Below are 16,139 nucleotides of genomic sequence, written 5' to 3'. Positions count from 1 at the left end.
GGAACGCTCCGTCGTGCTGGCAGATGAAACGGTGCAATTCCGACCACAGCTCGGGCAAGCGGTCAAACCGGGTGCGTGGCGGCCTTCAGCCTCGCTTCCAGTCGCGGCAGCACTACCTCGGCTACGGCGACCTGCGTCAGGCGGCAAAAGAGCGTCTCGGTGCCAGCGGCGGTGCCCAACTCGGCGAGCTTGTTGGAAGGCGCCCCGCCGAGGCACAGGCGGAAGTAAGGGCAGCGCGCTGCGCAGGCCCTTACGCCCTCGGCCACCTCTTCGGACAATGCGACCCACCGCGGATCGGCCAGGATGCCGGCGAGGGTTGCGCTCTTCACATTGCCGAGCGCGAAGGACCCCAGCCTGGGATGAGACAATCCTGCGAGCTCCGGTGAGAAAGTCGAGAGCGTGCCGTCGCGTGCAACGGTCACAATGGAGAACGGTGTATTCTGGTCGTTACCAGGTAGCTGGCCGAAATCGGATGACTGCAGCATGTCACGCAGATTGCGCTCCTCGCGCACCGTCAACTGACCCGAGGCCTCGGCCCGTTCCAGCACGCGGTCGAGAAAGCGGGCAAAGCGCACCGGGGTGTCGGCCCCTGCCGCGAGGCTCGAGGTGCAGTTGATGCCTTCGACCTCCTCGATGTTGAAGCCGACATCGCCGACCCCTTCGGCAAGGAAGAAGTCAACCACGTCGTCGGCCGAGTCGAGAGCCTCGCGGGTGACGACACAGATCGCATGAAACGGCACTCCGTGTCGGCGCAGCGCGCGAACCCCTTTCATGGCTGCGGCATGCGTGCCGACGCCTCTCCGGGTGCGCCGCCGTGCATCGTGCAGGCGTGCCGGCCCGTCGAGGCTGACGCCCACCCTGACGTCGTGGCTGAGGAAGAAATCGCACCACTCGGCGTCGATCAGCGTGGCGTTGGTCTGCACGCAGTGCTGCAGTCGCACCCCGTGCGGCGCGGCAGCCGCTGCCGTGGCGAAGGCGCGCTCATACCAGGCTCGGGGCAGGGCGAGCGGCTCGCCGGCGTGCCAGACCATATCGAGGGTATCGCCGGCCAGCCCTTCACGATACAGAAACTCGATAGCGGCGCCGACGGTGTCGTGATCCATCCGTCGCTTGTCGTCGCGGCCCGGCAGGTAGCAATAGTCACAGGCAATATTGCAGAAGGGCGTACCCTGCAGCACCAGCATGCGGGTACGGCCAAAGAGGCGATCGGCGGTTACCTGTTGAACCAGAAATTCCCCCAGTTGGGCCACTTTCCCCAGTTCGGCCAATACTGCGCCGTGCGCTGCCCGTTGGGAGAGTCAACCTCGACCGTGATCGAGCCGTGGTCAAGAAGCGACGCACGGATCTCGTCGAGACGAGTCACGGCGGGCGATTCACCTCCGTCCTTGGGGCCGGCATTCGCTCCTGCGAGCGGCGCCAGGAACGACGGCAACAGAAGCCAAGCGAACTTGTGCGTCATCTCCGATTGCTCTCTGGTTTGAAATTCCGTTCTTGATCCGTCATGAGGAAGTAGAGTTCCTCATCGTAGTATTTGGACTCGTAGGAAGCCCGGGCTCTGAGCACTTCCTTGAAATGTTTCATGCTCGTCGCTATCCGCCAGGACTGACCTGCCTTGTCGATCAGGATCAGGTCGTCATTGCCATCCAGGCCGGCTCTCTCGATTTGCATTCGGATCACGAATTGCTGCAGCAAGACCTTCGGCCCGCCGGGAGGCGTACCGGTGGACTCCAGCGTAAGCCTCGATGGCGCGCTGGTTTGCATCCGGCGTTTCTCCTTATCCTGTTCCCGCTTCTTCAACGTGACTTCCGAAGAAAGCTTCCACACATATTCGGTTTCCGGGATCGGGCCATTGTCGAACTCGATTGTCGCGCTTGGGTCGCTTTCGACGGTTTCGATATCGATCGAGGGCAGCAATCTCGGGCTGGCGGCGCCAGGCAGGAACGACGCAGTGAATTCGGTGCTCTCCGCTGGAATGCTGCAGTCGAGCTCGTCTCCGCTCGTGAAATCGACATTCAGAAGGCCCATCTCCTGATCTTCCCAGATCGCTCGGATGCACGGTGTCGATTTTTCGACCGGCATCTCGTCCTGCGCGATGCCGATTTGCGGCCAGATGTTGGTCGCTTCGAATATCCAAGGGTTCTGATTGCAGTTGGAGTTGTCCTGATCTGCTCCGCAGCGCAGCCACTTCAACGCGACTATGTTCGGCAACTGGTTGCGAGGCGCCGTGAGTGTGAGAAGGCCCGCTCCTGGCGCCAAGCACACCTGACCACCCAATACCGGAGCGGGCAGGTCGAATGGAATTCTCGTCCACTCCGGCACTTGCGCGGACTTGATCTGTATATCGAGATTTCTGCGCTCGCCCTTGCCCCCCACGTGAATGCGCGCCTCTGTACCCGATCTGACGTCGAGCGGCGTCGGGTCCGACTTCTGGGCAGACAACGATTCCGTAACCACTACGCACGATCCTGCGATAGCGCGATCGTCAATCAGGCGAGGCTTCCTGGAGAGCACGAAGGTCGCACCAAGAATTGTGCGCACGCCAACGTCCCAGCGCTTCCACAGGAGACTTTCCGCTTTCGGTAGTTCCAGGGCTTTGCCTTCTCCGGCCGTCACCATTCCGAGCGCGTGCACGGCGGCGCGTTCGCGCACGCCTGGCGGCCAATTGTTCTTCTCCGACTGCATGGAACCGATCAGGCTGTTGGCGCCCATCATCAACGCCGACTTCTTCATCTGTTCCCCTGACTCGATTGCGGTCCGCGTCGCGGTTTCCGCGGCCACCTTTTCAGCGTTCAACTCCGCCTGCTTGACTTGCGCCAGCGTCTCTTTGGATTGGTACCAAAGGCCAACGATCGCAGCGAGGATCACGCCAAAGGCAACGATGCCACTCGCCGCCCTGTTATCCTGCTGGCGCCTCGCTGCGAGACGGTAGCGCGCAGCGTCCGCTTCGGTGCAGACTTTCCCGATTTCATCGAGCGCCTTGGACTCGGTGGTTCCCCAGCGCTGGCGCATTGTCGAGCGAACCAGCGCCGTGGCGATCTGGTATTCTCCCCAACGCCGTGGAAGACCGTTGCTGTTGGTCACCTTGGCGATCTTGGTGGCGACATCGACCGAGATGGCGTCGGCCTTCGTGTTGTCGCTGTCGTCCTTGAACATCACGGGATCGATGTCCTGGAGCACCCGGTTCAGCGCATTGGCGACGTCCTCCGGATCGCGCAGCCACACGAGGAAGCGCGGCCAGTTGCGGATCAGGGCTTCGTGGCTGATGTCGTATGGTGCGCCGCCGCCACCCGTGAGGTAGCCGCGAACCAGGAAGGCGTTCAGAGCGAGCTTCAGGGCTTTCCAGCGCGCCTCGGTGTCGACGGGTACGAGCCGCAGTTCCGGGTCGGCATCGAGAAAGGAAAGGATGTCGCCCTTCTTGGCGAAGCGGCGAGCCCAGTTGTTTCGGTCGTCGCGCCGGGCCAGGGCGCGGAACGCCGCCCGCAGGGCAGCCTCTCCGACAAGGCTCGCGTCGGGGCTTTCAATGCGAACTTCCGTGATGAACCGCGTGATCGCCTTTTCCGCGGCCTTGTCGGCTCGTTCTCGCAAGCAGGCGGACAGATCCGGCGCCTCGCCGGCTGGAACCTCCTGTCCAGGCATATCTTCTCGGCGGATGCTGGGGGCGTCGATCGCGCCGTCCGTCGCCGACCACCGGCGCACGGCAGCATGCCAGGTCGCCTGCAGCGCATGTTGCAGCAACGGCAACTGGTCCGGCCGGTGCTCCAACTGCCTGGACATGACCTTGGCGCCTGCCAAGATCCAGGCTGGCATGCCGGGCTCGAACGGGGCGTCGGGATGACTGTGATCGTAGTCCAAGCCCCAATCGTCGAAGACGTTGCGCGCCGGTTGGACGATCGACCGGTGGAGGTCCGCCGCGTCCTTGGCATTGTTGGGATCGAGAAGCTCGAGCAGATACAGGCTCTTGTTGACCACCTCGGACAGCCCGTGATGCTCGGCGCACCGATGGAGTTCCTCGCTGCGCATAGTGATGGCAAGAAACAGGGCGCCCTTGCTGGACGAATCGCCCAGCGTTCTGTGCAGGTCGACGATCAGGTCGAGGAGGAACCGGCGTTCGGTTGCCGGCACCTCGGGTCGAAACACCTCCTCGAACTGATCGAGCAGCAGCAGCAAGCTCGGATCCGGCGATCTCAAGCCACCCGAGACAAGCCGGTCGTACAGATCGAGACGCCGGTTGGCGATCTCGAGGATCAGGTCCAGCAGGGCCTGTCGCCCTTGCTTCTTCGCTTCGTCGAATTCCCGACGGAGCTTCTCCTGCAATATGGCCAGGACCTCGCCAGGTGATACGCCGCCGACGCCTAGTGCTTCCGCCAGCTTGGGCACCTCCTGGCCGAGCAGGGGCATCAGGAGTTGCTCCGCCAGCGCGTTGGCAAGCTCCCCGAAAGGATTCGTGCGCGGTCTGAATTCGGCGCAGTACCAACTTCCGCCGCGTCCCTTGATCCGTCGCTTGCTGTTCAGATAGGGCAGCAGCCCGGCGCGAACGAGCGATGACTTGCCCGACCCCGAGCCTCCCAGGACCACCACGATGCGCTGTCGCTCGAGGTACGTGCGTACCTGCTCGACGCTGTAGTCACGGCCGAAAAAGACCTCTCCTTCGTCAGGCTGGAAGGATCGCAGGCCGGGATAAGGATAGGGCCAAATGCGGAAGTCGGCCTGGCCGGCGAGCTTGGCGTCCTCCTCGTCGAGCGAGATTGGCTGGCCAGCTCCCCAGGAGGCGACGTCGCCGACGTCCTCTGCGGCCTTGGCCATCCGACGCTTGTAGGCTGCTATCAGCAGCTCCAGCGCCGTGAGCGGCTTGGCGTTCGCTTCCATCAGTGCACCGGGGATGACGCTTTCCTCGGACTTGCCCAGGCAGCGAGCTGGGCTCGAAAATAGGCCTTGGACGCCGGATCCGGCTTTAGGGGCGTGTCATCGTCCGGCCGATCAAATCGCAAGAGGCGCCAGTCTTTGTAGCGGCCGTCGTGGGGATACCTGAAGAAGGGCAGCACCTTGGGGTTCCTGACGACCAGGGCGGCGCGAAAGAGATTGAGCGGTCGCTGGGTGGCGGATTCCACCGACTGCACGACGTCCTGCATCGCCTGAAATTTCCGTTCGATGGCCTTTCGGGTCTGCAGCTCGGTCGAGGGCGCAATATCGAGATCGTGAACCGCCACGATGGCGCGGTCGCCCTGAACGATGGTGATCAATTCCTTGAGACCGGGGTCGAAGCCGACGAAAGGCCAGGGGCTTGGATTGGGTTTCACGATTCCATTCACGACTCCGCACAAGCCATCATGAATTTCCGCTGCCAGCCGCACCGCCTCGGGATCCGGCTCGGCTTCGTCCGGATAGCCTACGTCCTCGATCTGCAAGGCGAGAGCGTCACGCAGCGCCGTTTCCTGGAGACGCAGCAGGCCCCTCAGCCATGCCGCGAGACCATCCGGCGTATCATTGCGGAACGTCGCGGCGCCACCCGGCGGGCTGGCGCTAACCTTGCTCTCGAACGCCGTGTCATGAAATCGGCCTGGCAGCCATAGCGCCACGCGCGCATTGCCGATCCCGATGCGCTCCAGGTTGCTGCTCGTGATACCGGGTGCCGCCACGTAGTCGGCGGCCTCGAGGGCGGCCAAGGGCTGCACGAAGATGGCTTCCTTGCTCAGAGGTGGGACGGCCTCCGTCCTGCCGCGCCAGCGGTCGCCGAAAACCTCGGCCCTCAATGTCGCCGCCGTCAGCTCCTTGAGAAGGACGGCGGACTGAGCCTTGAGCTCATCGTCATTGTAGGCCGTCGGGTGACCCAGGACGACGACATCGGCTGGACCTCTCACGATCCCGGATTCGTCCCGATGGGCCAGCATGCCTCGAATTTCCATCGCCAGATCCCTGATCCGCAGGAGTACCGCCGTGCGCTCAGGGTCGATGTCGAGGCATTTGCCCAGGTGGTCGGTGAAATCGGCGTATTGGTAGTCATCCGGCAGGACCGAAAGGCCGCCGTTGCGGCGCAACTCGCCCCACCACACCTTGGCGTCGCTGTCCATCATGACGGGCACGAAGATCAGCTTGCCGAGTCGCTTGGCGTCCAGCGTCCGAAGCCATTCGACAATCGTCCATTTCTTGCTGCGATAGATTTTCGAGACGAAGGCGATGACTACCGCAGCCCGACCGATACGCTGATCCAGCCACGGCTCGAGGTTACCAAACGCCAGATTATCGCCTGCAAGGTAGTCCTCAACGCGAACCGTCCCCAGCGCGGTATGGGCGGCTGCGGTGAACGCTCTCACCCAAAAGTGGTCTTCGCTGGCGTAGCTCAGAAACACGCGTGGCGCGCTTGGACCGTCGGATCCGTCATCGCGAACTGTTTCAACCATTCTGCCCCCCAATCGTCTGCCGGATATTCCGGCAAACGACACCACGCCGAGCGACGACGGAGCCCTCGAAAGGAGCGGGCGCTCAAGTGACCGCAGGCACTGTCTGACCAGTCACCAGGACAGGCGCGTCACGCCACGTCACCATCCCCCGTCATTTTCAGTGATTGCTCGGAACACGAATAGCCGGTAACTCTACCCCAAGATGTGCCTGCTCGTCTCCTGAAAATTGAAACTCTGGAGCCAATTCCACTCCTGGCAGTTTCCAGAAACCCGGCACCGTGCCTGCGAGCTTGCCGCAAGATCACCGCGGGATTCCGTGAGAACTGTCGCACGGCAGTGCTCCTGGCGGTTACAGGAGAACACCGCAGGCCGCCATACTACTGCGAAAACACGATGCAGGCCGGGCTGCCGACCTTGACCCTGAGGCGGGTGGGCGAGAGACGTCCGTCGCGGCCGACCCGGTAGCCGACGATCGAGCGGCCGTCCTGGTTGGCGATGTAGAGGAAGCGCTGATCGGGGTCGAAGGTGAAGAAGCGCGGCGTGCCGCCGTGGGTCGGCACCCATTGGCGCGGTGCCAGCGTGCCCTTGGCGAGATCGATGCCGAATACGCCGATGCTGTCGTGGCCGCGATTGGAGACGTAGACGTTGCGGCCGGCGCGATCGACCCAGATCTCGGCGCCGGTGCTGTAGCCGGTGAAATCGGACGGCGTCGAGGGAATCGTCTGCAGCGGCGTCAGGGCGCCGCTGTCGCGATCCTGGCGATAGGTGGTGAGGGTGGAATCGAGCTCGTTGATGACGTAGGCCAGCGCCTTGCGCGGATGGAAATCGATATGGCGGGGCGCAGCACCGGGACGGGCCGTGACGCGCGCCGCTTCGACCAGGATCTTGCGCCTGGTGTCGAGCCGGTAGGCGATGACGACATCGGAGCCCTTGCACGGCACGTAGAAGAAGCGCCCCTGGCGATCGAGCGGGATGTGATGCACGCACATGCAATGCTGCTGGACGCGATGCGGGCCCAGCGTGCCGGTGACGGTCGTCAGGGTGCGATAGGGCAGCAGGCTGCCGTCGTCGGCGATCGGCAGAACGGCCAGCGAATCGGTGCCGTAGTTGCACACTGCGAGATACCGGCCGGTCGCATCGAAGGCGAGGTGGACCGGGTTGTAGCCGCCGGTCGGCTGGCGGTTCAGCGGGGTGATGTGCCCTGTCGTTGGTTCGATAATGAACGAATTGGCCTCGGTGCGATCGCCGTGCACGGAGTAGAGCCGTGTCCCGTCGGCATTGACGGCGAGAAACGACGGATTCTCGAGGCCGCCATAATGCTGGACGTGACTGAGCGCACCGCTGGTGCGATCCGCCCGATAGACGTTGATGCCGTTGCCCTGGCCACGACGTTCCGGCGTCGTGTAGCTGCCGACATAAGCGAACAAGGGGCGCGTGGTCTTCTTCATGTCGGCAGTGTGGCGTCACGGCGCGACGACGACAACTGTTGTGGCTAGCGCTTGAATTGTCGTGGCCAGAGCTTGTGTGCCCGAAGGGGGAACGAACCACCGCCTATTGAAATCGGATGGCGTGGCATTCGCAGACGCAACACCGGCCGCTTCTATGAGTTGACTTGGCAAACGGCCCACTGGCCCCCATGGACCTTCGCAGCGGAGAGCGGCAATGATCGACGACACCACCATATCGCGCGAGCTGGCGGAAGCCGCACGGCGCGCCATCGAGGCGAAGCGACACCTTCAGGTGCTGTCGCCGCTGGACAGCGGCTACCAGGCGGCATTGATCGGCTATCTGCAGGCGACCGTCCTGCATCTGTCGGTCGTGTCCGTGGCGCAGGCGCGCCAGTACGAAAACCTGGCCGCCGAGGTCGACGAGCTGCGCGACGAGATCGCCCGCGTCAGGGCCTGCTGATCATCCTGATGCGCAAGCAGCCGTCACGGTGATCATCTCCCTCCCCAGCGAAGCTGGGGAGGAGGAGAGGAAGACTCGGACATTCCCCAGCTTCGCCAGGGAGGTAAGGAGCCGCCGTCACGCCCCGATCACAACCCCCAGCCCGGGCTTGCGGTCTTCGAGGCGGATGGTGAAGCCGTGCAGGCCGGCGATGGCCTTCACCAACGGCAACCCGAGGCCGCTGCCGGCGGTCGAGCGGCTGCGGTCGAGGCGATAGAAGCGGTCGAACACCTTGTCGTGCTCCTCCGCCGGGATGCCCGGGCCGTTGTCGGCGACCTCCAGCGAGAACCCCGCATCGGCTTTGGCCAAGGCGAGCGACACGGTCGAGCGCGCGGGCGTGTGATTGAGGGCATTCTCCACCAGGTTGGAGATCATCTGGGCGAGAAGCTGACGGTCGCCGGTCACGACAATGCCGTCGTCGATCCGGCAGTCGAGCCGATGGTCGGCATCCTCGGCCGCCGGCCGGTAGGCCTCGGCGATGCTGCGCGCCAGCGCCGACAGATCGACCTGCGTGAAGGCGCTGCGCTGGGCTCCGGCCTCCACCTGGGCGATGCGCAGCAGGGCGGAGAAGGTTTCCAGCAACGCGTCGGCCTCGTCGATCGCAGAATCGGTTGCGGCTTCGTATTCGCCCGTCGTCGTCGCGCGTTCGCGTGCGTCCTCGAGGTGCTGGCGCAGGCGCCCCAGGGGGGTGCGCAGATCGTGGGCGATGTCGCTCGAGACCTGGCGCAACCCGTCCATCAGCTGCTGAATGCGGGTCAGCATGGCATTGAGGCTGGCGACCAGCTGGTCGATCTCGTCGTTGGTGCCGCGCGCCGGGATGCGCGCCGAGAGATCGCCGCCCATGATCGTCCGGCTGGTCCGCGTAATCTCGTCGATGCGGCCGAGGAAGCTCGAGCCGATCAGGGCGCCGCCGGCGATGGCGAGCAGCAGGGTGAGGCCGCTTGCCCAGGCGAAGGCGACGATGATGGCGTGCTGCATGTCGGTGAGACGGTTGGCATCCTGCGCGACCAGCAGGAACGCGCCGTCGGACAGGGTGAGGCCGAAGCCGGTGAGCTTGGCGCGCTCGCCGTCGGCCTCCGGTGCGTCGCCCTGGGGAATGAAATCGACCGCACCGTTGACCGGCGGCATGCCGGGCAGGTTGCCGACCACGACACGTCCGCCCGGCGCCTGCAGCAGGTAGAAGATCGGCCCCCGGGTGCGGTAGCTGATGCGCCGGGTGATCTGGTCGGTCAGTCCCTTGGGCCCGCTGCGGCTATGGACATCGGCCAGCTGGTAGGCCTCGGAGCGCAGCACCGCCGCCATGTCGTCCTGCATCGCCGCCGTGGCGATCCAGTACACGGCGGCGAACAGCGTGCCGGCCGATGCCATGAACAGCACGGCGTAGTACAGTGTCAGCCGGAAGCTGGCCGAGCGCAGGATGCGCGACAGGGTCTGCCCGAAGCTGCTGGCGAGCTCGCCAGCCTGGCTTTGGTCAGTCTGGCGTTGGCCAGTCTGGTGTTGGCTAGTCCTGGGCGCGGATGACATAGCCGGCTCCCCGGACCGTGTGCAGCAGCGGCTTGTCGAAGCCCTTGTCGATCTTGGAGCGCAGGCGGCTGATGTGGGTCTCGACGATGTTGGTCTTGGGATCGAAATGGAAATCCCAGACCTTCTCGAGCAGCATGGTGCGCGTCACCACCTCGCCGGCGTGGCGCATCAGGTACTCGAGGATCTTGAACTCCTGCGCCAAGAGGTCGAGGCGCTTGCCGCCGCGCGTCACGGTGCGGGTGAGCAGATCGACCTGCAGATCGCCGACGCTGAGCGAGGTCGTCGCCACGATCGGCGGCCGGCGCGCCAGCGCGCCGACCCGCGCCAGCAGCTCGGCGAAGGCGAACGGCTTCACCAGGTAGTCGTCGCCGCCGGCTTCGAAGCCGTTCACGCGATCGTCGATGCCGCCCATGGTGGTGAGGAACAGCACCGGCGTGCGGACCTGAGAGGCGCGCGCCGCCTTGACCAGCGACAGCCCGTCCATCGCCGGCAACATGCGATCGACGATGATGACGTCGTACTTCTCGCCGGTCGCCAGATAGAGGCCGTCGCGCCCGTTGTCGGCGCGATCGACGACGTGGCCGTGCTCGCGCAGGCCCTTGCTGATGTAGTCGGACGTCTGCTTGTCGTCTTCGACGAGGAGGATCTTCACGTCGTCACCCGTTGCCTGATCGCGGTCCCTTGCCAGGCTGGGGACAACGGCGTAGAGGCGCCGTCCACACCGGGGCAATGAGGCCGAACACGCGCCGTTTGCGCGGTTTTCCCGGCAAAAGCAACGTTCCCCAACTATACAAACATTCAATGCGGCGGCCATCCGCGCGCCATGGGCCAAGTCTCATATTCCCTCCTGCCAAGCCCCTTTCAGGAGGATGAAGAAAGTGACGAAGACCAAGACCATTCTGTCAGCCCTGGCGTTGACGACGGCGTTGACCGCTCCGGCGCTCATCGCCCCCCTGTTCTCGGCGCCGGCGGCGATCGCCGCGGCTCCGACCGCCCCGACCGTGTCGGGCGTGCAGGACTTCTCCGATCTCGCCGCCAAGGTGTCGCCCGCAGTCGTGAACGTCGCCGTGACCATGAAGGCCGGCGCGGCGGGCGACGACGAGGTCCAGATGTCGGACCGCTCGCAGCAGAAGCAGATGGAAGAGTTCATGCAGCGCTTCGGCGAGCGTTTCGGTCAGCCGATGCGTCCGATGAAGCCGCAGCCCAAGGCCAACCAGAAGGCCGAGGCGGTCGGCACCGGGTTCATCATCGACCCGGCCGGCTGGATCGTGACCAACCATCACGTCGCCGGCAAGGCCGACAAGATCGTGGTGACGATGGCCGACGGCCGCAAGCTCAATGCCAAGATGGTGGGTGGCGACGAGAAGACCGACCTCGCCCTGCTCAAGGTCGAGAGCGACAAGGCGCTGCCGTTCGTCGAGTTCGGCGACGCCACCAAGGTTCGCGTCGGCCAGGCGGTGATGGCGGTCGGCAATCCGTTCGGCCTCGGTGGCACCGTGACCACGGGCATCGTGTCGGCGCGCGGCCGTGACATCCACTCCGGTCCGTTCGACGACTATATCCAGACCGACGCCGCCATCAATCGCGGCAACTCGGGCGGCCCGCTGTTCGACATGGAAGGCAAGGTGATCGGCATCAACACCGCCATCTTCTCGCCGACCGGCGGCAGCGTCGGCCTGGGCTTCGCGATCCCGTCGAGCCTGGCCCAGCCGGTGGTGAACCAGCTCAAGACCAACGGCAAGGTCGAGCGCGGCATGCTGGGCGTGCAGATCCAGCCGATGACCGGCGAGCTGTCGCAGAGCATGGCGTACAACGGCGAGAAGGGTGCCCTGGTGGCCCAGGTGCAGCCGGACAGCCCGGCGCTGGCGGCCGGCCTCAAGTCGGGTGACGTGATCGTGAGCGTCGACGGCAAGAACGTCGACACGATCAAGGACCTGACCCGCATGATCTCGGCGACCAAGCCTGGCGCCTCGGTGAAGCTCGGCGTGTGGCGCGACGGCAAGGACATGACCGTCACCGCCAAGGTCGGCGACCAGAAGGACGAGGGCGGCATCGTCAAGGCCAAGGCCGAGAAGGCCGACAAGACGGCCGAGCCGCTGTCCTACGGTGTGTCGCTGGCGCCCCTCTCCAAGGAGGCGCGCGAGGAAATGAAGCTGGACGACTCGGTCAAGGGCGCGCTGATCGCCTCGGTCGAGGCGGGCAGCCCGGCCGAGGAGATGGGCTTGAAGGCGGGTGACATCCTGCAGCAGGTCGGTCGCGAGGCCGTCGACAGCCCGAAGGCGGCTGTCGAGAAGCTCAAGGAAGCCAAGGACACCGGCAAGCCGGTGCTCGTGAAAGTGTATCGAGAGGGGATGACCAGGTTCGTCGCTATCTCTCCCCGGGCGGCGTAGCTGATCCTCTCGGTGAGCCGGCGGTGGCCCCACCACCGCCGGCTTCTTCTTAACAAGCTCCCTCGACTTGGCAGTCAACTCCTTCAACAGGGGGGCGCGCGCCGCTAGACGGGGAACCCGCAGCCGGGCGCGTTCATGGAGGGGGCGGGAAGCCCGCGGTTCACGTGTAAGTGTGACCGCGGGCTTCTTCTGTTTAGGGCAGGTCCTCGTTGCTGGGAGCGCGCCACTCCCGTGGCGCTCATGCTCTTCCGGACCGCGGGCTTCTTCTGCCTAGGCTCGCATGAGGAAAGGTCCCTCGCTGCGCGCGGGATGACATCACCTTGGGGCAACATCACCGGTGTCATCCCGCGCGCAGCGAGGTAGCGCCAGGGTAAGCCCTGAAGAGGAGGAAGGTCATGTGATTGCCTGATCCGAAACCTGTTGAAGCGGTTCAGCGGGATCGAAGCCCGCGCGGCAAAGGCTAGCCAGCCAGCCGGAAGCGAGTCTTGCAGGGGCCTGGCGAGAGAGCTCTTGAAGCGTAGACAGCGAGTGCTGAAGCCAAGTGGTAAGCCCCGAAATCGCTCTGACCGTCGGAGCCCTCGTTTTCTTCGCTGCGGGGGCAGCACCCGCCTTGAGTAATGGCTTTCGAGAGCGGGTCCGTCCGGGGTCCTGGAGCTTGGCAGAGGCATGGGAAGGACCGCCAGGGAACCTGGGAGACCCCGTATTCGCCCGCGCGACGAGTACCCGGCAAAGAGGGACGGCCGGGTGATCAATGTGTCCTGGCCTGCGCGGCTTCTCCAGCCGAGCGGGAGCGCTTCGGCGAGAGCACGAACGAGGAGATAGGCGAGGAGCCCGGTCGCGAACACCATGAGCGAGCGGGCCATGCGGTACGGGGAGTCGTAGCGCCTTCATAGTACTGGTGACGCCGGGGAATTGAGCCCATCGAGACCCGGCCGAGGGAAGGGAGGCGTCGCGAGTGGAGAGCCATTGACGGGCAACACGGGAGGGGACACTGGACCCTGCAAACCTGTCCACGAAACGGCAATGGATAGCCGAACTGGCGAGAAGCAAGCGCGGCCAGGCGCTGTTCTCGCTGCATCACCTGATCGACGTTGACTGGCTGACGGAAGCGTGGCGGCGGACGCGCAAGGACGGCGCTCCGGGTATCGATGGAGTGACAGCGGAGGACTATGAGTCGAACCTGCAGGGCAATCTTGAAGCCCTGCTGGAGCGCCTCAAGTCGGGACGCTATCAGGCGCCACCGGTGCGTCGGACGTACATCCCGAAAGCGGACGGCACGCAGCGACCGTTGGGCATCCCGACGCTCGAAGACAAGGTGGCGCAGCGGGCGATAGCGATGGTTCTGGAGGAGGTCTACGAACAGGACTTTGTGGACTGCTCGTATGGCTTTCGACCGGGACGCTCGGCCCATCAGGCACTGCAAGCGCTACGCAATGCCTGCATGGACGGGAAGCTGCGCTGGGTGCTGGACGTCGATGTGCGCAAGTACTTCGACACCATCGCACACGCCCATCTGCGTGAGCTGCTCGACCGGAGGGTCACTGACGGGGTGATCCGGCGGATGATCGACAAATGGCTGAAGGCGGGCGTCCTCGAAGGGGGGCGCCTGGAGCGCACGACGACCGGCACGCCTCAGGGTGGTGTGATCACGCCCCGAACGCAAAAGGTAACTTCCAGTTTGAGCGTGTGATTGAAGGTTGGCGCTGCGGACCAGTGCTTGATATGCGTCGTAAACGGTAATATGTTTATGTCTTATGACGCGGTCGACCCAAGCGCAGAAAGTGGAACGGCTCAACGCCGCGCAACGCTTGCTGTCAGGCAGCAACAGCATGGCGGAGAACGCCCAGCAGTTGTCGCACGACTACGATCTCTCCTTGCGCCAAGCCTACCGATACCTCGAAGAGGCGCAAGCGATCGGGCGTCCGACGCCAGTGCCCGAGCCTTCGCTCGCGACGACGTTCAAGCTTCCACGCAGTCTCATTGGCGAGCTCCATACCTATTCGGCAGCCAGCGGCCTGACCTTGAGCGAGATCGTGCGACGGGCATTGGCGAGCTTCTTGTCGACGGTCGGTCGGCGTGGCTGAGCGCCGCGTCAAGCCGCGCGCTGTCCATCTTGAATACACCTACGACCGTTTGCTCGTCGCCAAGCTCGAGCAGGCTTACGCGATTCTGGTCTCCGACTGCGTGCGCGTCGTGGGCGGGCGAACCAAGCTGACAGGAGCCGATGATGAAGATCGCTGCGATTTACGCTCGGGTCTCTTCCGACAAGCAGAAGGAGGAGAACACGATCGCCAGCCAGACGGCGACACTGATCGCCTTCGCTCGCGACCAAGGCTTCACCGTGCCCGACGGTTGGGTGTTCGAGGACCAAGGTTATAGTGGCGCAAGCTTGGTCCGCCCCGGCCTCGAGCGCGTGCGCGATCTCGCCGCTGAAGGTCAGATCCACGCCGTCCTCGTCCTCGCGCCCGATCGACTGAGCCGCAAGTATGCTTATCAGATTCTGCTGATCGAAGAGTTCGCGCGCGCCGGCATCGAGGTCCTTTTCGTCAATGCGCCACGTGCAGCGTCTCCTGAAGACCACCTGCTGTTGCAGTTTCAAGGTATGATCGCCGAATACGAGCGGGCGCAAATTCTCGAGCGATCGCGTCGCGGCAAACGCCACCGTGCGCGCGAAGGCCAGATCAGTGTCTTGAGCGGCGCGCCATACGGCTATCGCTATGTCCGCAAGAGCGATCAAACGGCCGCGTATTACACGGTGATCGAGACGGAAGCGGAGATTGTCCGATCGGTCTACGAACGCTACACCGTGCAAGGGCTCAGCATCGGCGCGATCGCGCGCCTGCTGAACGAACAGAAGATTCCGACGCGCAGAGCCGCTCGCTGGGAGCGCTCGGTGGTGTGGGCGATGTTGCGCAATCCTGCGTACAAGGGAACTGCCTGCTTCGGAAAGACGAAGGCCGCGACACGCCAACGGATCACTCGACAACTCCGCTTGCGCGGCGGCATCGCTGCACGCGACAGCACCCACCTCGACAGACCGCGCGACGAGTGGATCGAGATCGAGGTGCCTGCCATCGTCAGTGCGACGGCCTTCGCGCTCGCCCAAGAGCGGCTGCAGGACAACAAGAAGCGCGGGCCACGCCGCACTGTAGAGCCCAGCGTCTCTCAAAGCATCGTGTCCTGCACCAAGTGCAGCTACGCGCTTTATCGAACGTCGACCCGAACAAGCGCACGTACGATCCATTATTATCGCTGTTTGGGTTCCGACGGCTGGCGGCGCCTTGGTGGACCGGTCTGCGACAATCGACCGATCCGCCAGGACCTTCTCGATTCGGTTGTGTGGAGCGAGGTCGTCAAGCTCATCGAGGATCGCAGTCTCATCCAAGCCGAACTCGATCGTCGCCTGGAGGTGGCGCGTCACTCTGATCCAACCAAACGCCGTGTCGATGCGCTGCAGCGTGAACTCATTCGCACGACGAAGAGTCTCGACCGGTTGGTCACCGCATTCCAGGAAGAGCTCATCTCGCTCGATGAGCTGCGTCAGCGCAGCCCGGCGCTGCGCCAACGTGAACAGGCCCTTCGTGCCGAGTTGCAATCGATTGCCGATCAAGCGAGTGACCGTGCCGCCACGCTTCGCCTTGCCGAGACGCTCGCTGCGTTTCTGGCCAGGCTCCGCTCGTCGGCGAAATCCATCGACGTCCGCGATCGCCAAAAAATCGTGCGGTTGCTGGTCAAGGAGATCCTCGTCGGCGAAGATAAAATCGTGATCCGCCACTCCATCCCTATCGCCGATGAGCCCGCTGGAGGCGGCGAAGCGCCGACAAATGGCCGCTCAACAGGCTCGCATCGCGGAAGTTACCTTTTGCGTTCGGGGCGTGGA

Annotated in this window: 12 protein-coding genes; 5 read left to right on the top strand and 7 right to left on the bottom strand. The window is 64.2% G+C overall.

Translation table 11 applies throughout. From position 1 onward, the window contains the following. Positions 1 to 62: 62 nt before the first annotated feature. The 5 genes from grrM to ACILR9_RS03585 all read right to left on the bottom strand — a co-directional run bounded on the left by grrM (position 63) and on the right by ACILR9_RS03585 (position 7,846). Entirely contained in the window at positions 63 to 1,184 is a 1,122-nt protein-coding gene (gene grrM / locus ACILR9_RS03605) for a cyclophane-forming radical SAM/SPASM peptide maturase GrrM/OscB (protein WP_395708527.1), read from the bottom strand. Between the two features lie 29 nt (positions 1,185 to 1,213). Then, entirely contained in the window at positions 1,214 to 1,459 is a 246-nt protein-coding gene (locus tag ACILR9_RS03600) for a hypothetical protein (RefSeq protein ID WP_395708526.1), read from the bottom strand. Further along, positions 1,456 to 4,866: an AAA family ATPase gene (locus ACILR9_RS03595; protein WP_395708525.1), complete on the bottom strand. Its 3,411-nt coding sequence runs from the start codon at positions 4,864 to 4,866 to the stop codon at positions 1,456 to 1,458. Before ACILR9_RS03595 ends, ACILR9_RS03600 begins: the two co-directional genes overlap by 4 nt. Next, positions 4,866 to 6,398: a toll/interleukin-1 receptor domain-containing protein gene (locus ACILR9_RS03590; RefSeq protein ID WP_395708524.1), complete on the bottom strand. Its 1,533-nt coding sequence runs from the start codon at positions 6,396 to 6,398 to the stop codon at positions 4,866 to 4,868. Before ACILR9_RS03590 ends, ACILR9_RS03595 begins: the two co-directional genes overlap by 1 nt. A 377-nt stretch (positions 6,399 to 6,775) precedes the next feature. Beyond that, positions 6,776 to 7,846 (bottom strand): lactonase family protein, encoded by a 1,071-nt coding sequence (locus ACILR9_RS03585; RefSeq protein WP_395708523.1) that lies wholly within the window; start codon positions 7,844 to 7,846, stop codon positions 6,776 to 6,778. Positions 7,847 to 8,060: 214 nt separating this feature from the next. Here ACILR9_RS03585 and ACILR9_RS03580 point away from each other — a divergent pair, with 214 nt between their 5' ends. Beyond that, the gene (locus ACILR9_RS03580) at positions 8,061 to 8,306 is read left to right on the top strand and encodes a hypothetical protein (protein WP_395708522.1); all 246 of its coding nucleotides are present in this window, start codon (positions 8,061 to 8,063) and stop codon (positions 8,304 to 8,306) included. 117 nt (positions 8,307 to 8,423) lie between these two features. On the opposite strand, the gene ACILR9_RS03575 is transcribed toward ACILR9_RS03580, so the two are convergent. Beyond that, positions 8,424 to 9,869 carry a sensor histidine kinase gene (locus ACILR9_RS03575; RefSeq protein ID WP_395708521.1) on the bottom strand — a complete coding sequence of 482 codons (1,446 nt, stop codon included), beginning with the start codon at positions 9,867 to 9,869 and terminating at the stop codon, positions 8,424 to 8,426. Further along, positions 9,847 to 10,521, bottom strand: coding sequence for a winged helix-turn-helix domain-containing protein (locus ACILR9_RS03570; protein ID WP_395708520.1), 675 nt, complete (start codon positions 10,519 to 10,521; stop codon positions 9,847 to 9,849). Before ACILR9_RS03570 ends, ACILR9_RS03575 begins: the two co-directional genes overlap by 23 nt. A gap of 226 nt (positions 10,522 to 10,747) precedes the next feature. Here ACILR9_RS03570 and ACILR9_RS03565 point away from each other — a divergent pair, with 226 nt between their 5' ends. The 4 genes from ACILR9_RS03565 to ACILR9_RS03550 all read left to right on the top strand — a co-directional run. Then, a complete protein-coding gene (locus tag ACILR9_RS03565) occupies positions 10,748 to 12,259 on the top strand; it encodes a DegQ family serine endoprotease (RefSeq protein WP_395708519.1) in 1,512 nt (503 codons plus the stop codon). A gap of 1,153 nt (positions 12,260 to 13,412) precedes the next feature. After that, positions 13,413 to 13,949 (top strand): reverse transcriptase domain-containing protein, encoded by a 537-nt coding sequence (locus tag ACILR9_RS03560; protein WP_395708518.1) that lies wholly within the window; start codon positions 13,413 to 13,415, stop codon positions 13,947 to 13,949. Between the two features lie 91 nt (positions 13,950 to 14,040). Continuing rightward, positions 14,041 to 14,343 carry a hypothetical protein gene (locus tag ACILR9_RS03555; protein WP_395708517.1) on the top strand — a complete coding sequence of 101 codons (303 nt, stop codon included), beginning with the start codon at positions 14,041 to 14,043 and terminating at the stop codon, positions 14,341 to 14,343. 143 nt (positions 14,344 to 14,486) lie between these two features. Then, a partial coding sequence (locus ACILR9_RS03550) for a recombinase family protein (RefSeq protein WP_395708516.1) occupies positions 14,487 to 16,139 on the top strand: 1,653 nt, incomplete at its 3' end.

It is taken from the genome of Reyranella sp. (assembly GCF_044224635.1).
Taxonomy (GTDB): domain Bacteria; phylum Pseudomonadota; class Alphaproteobacteria; order Reyranellales; family Reyranellaceae; genus Reyranella.
Note: the sequence above shows the minus strand (reverse complement) of the source record. Positions and strands in the feature narration are given on the sequence as shown.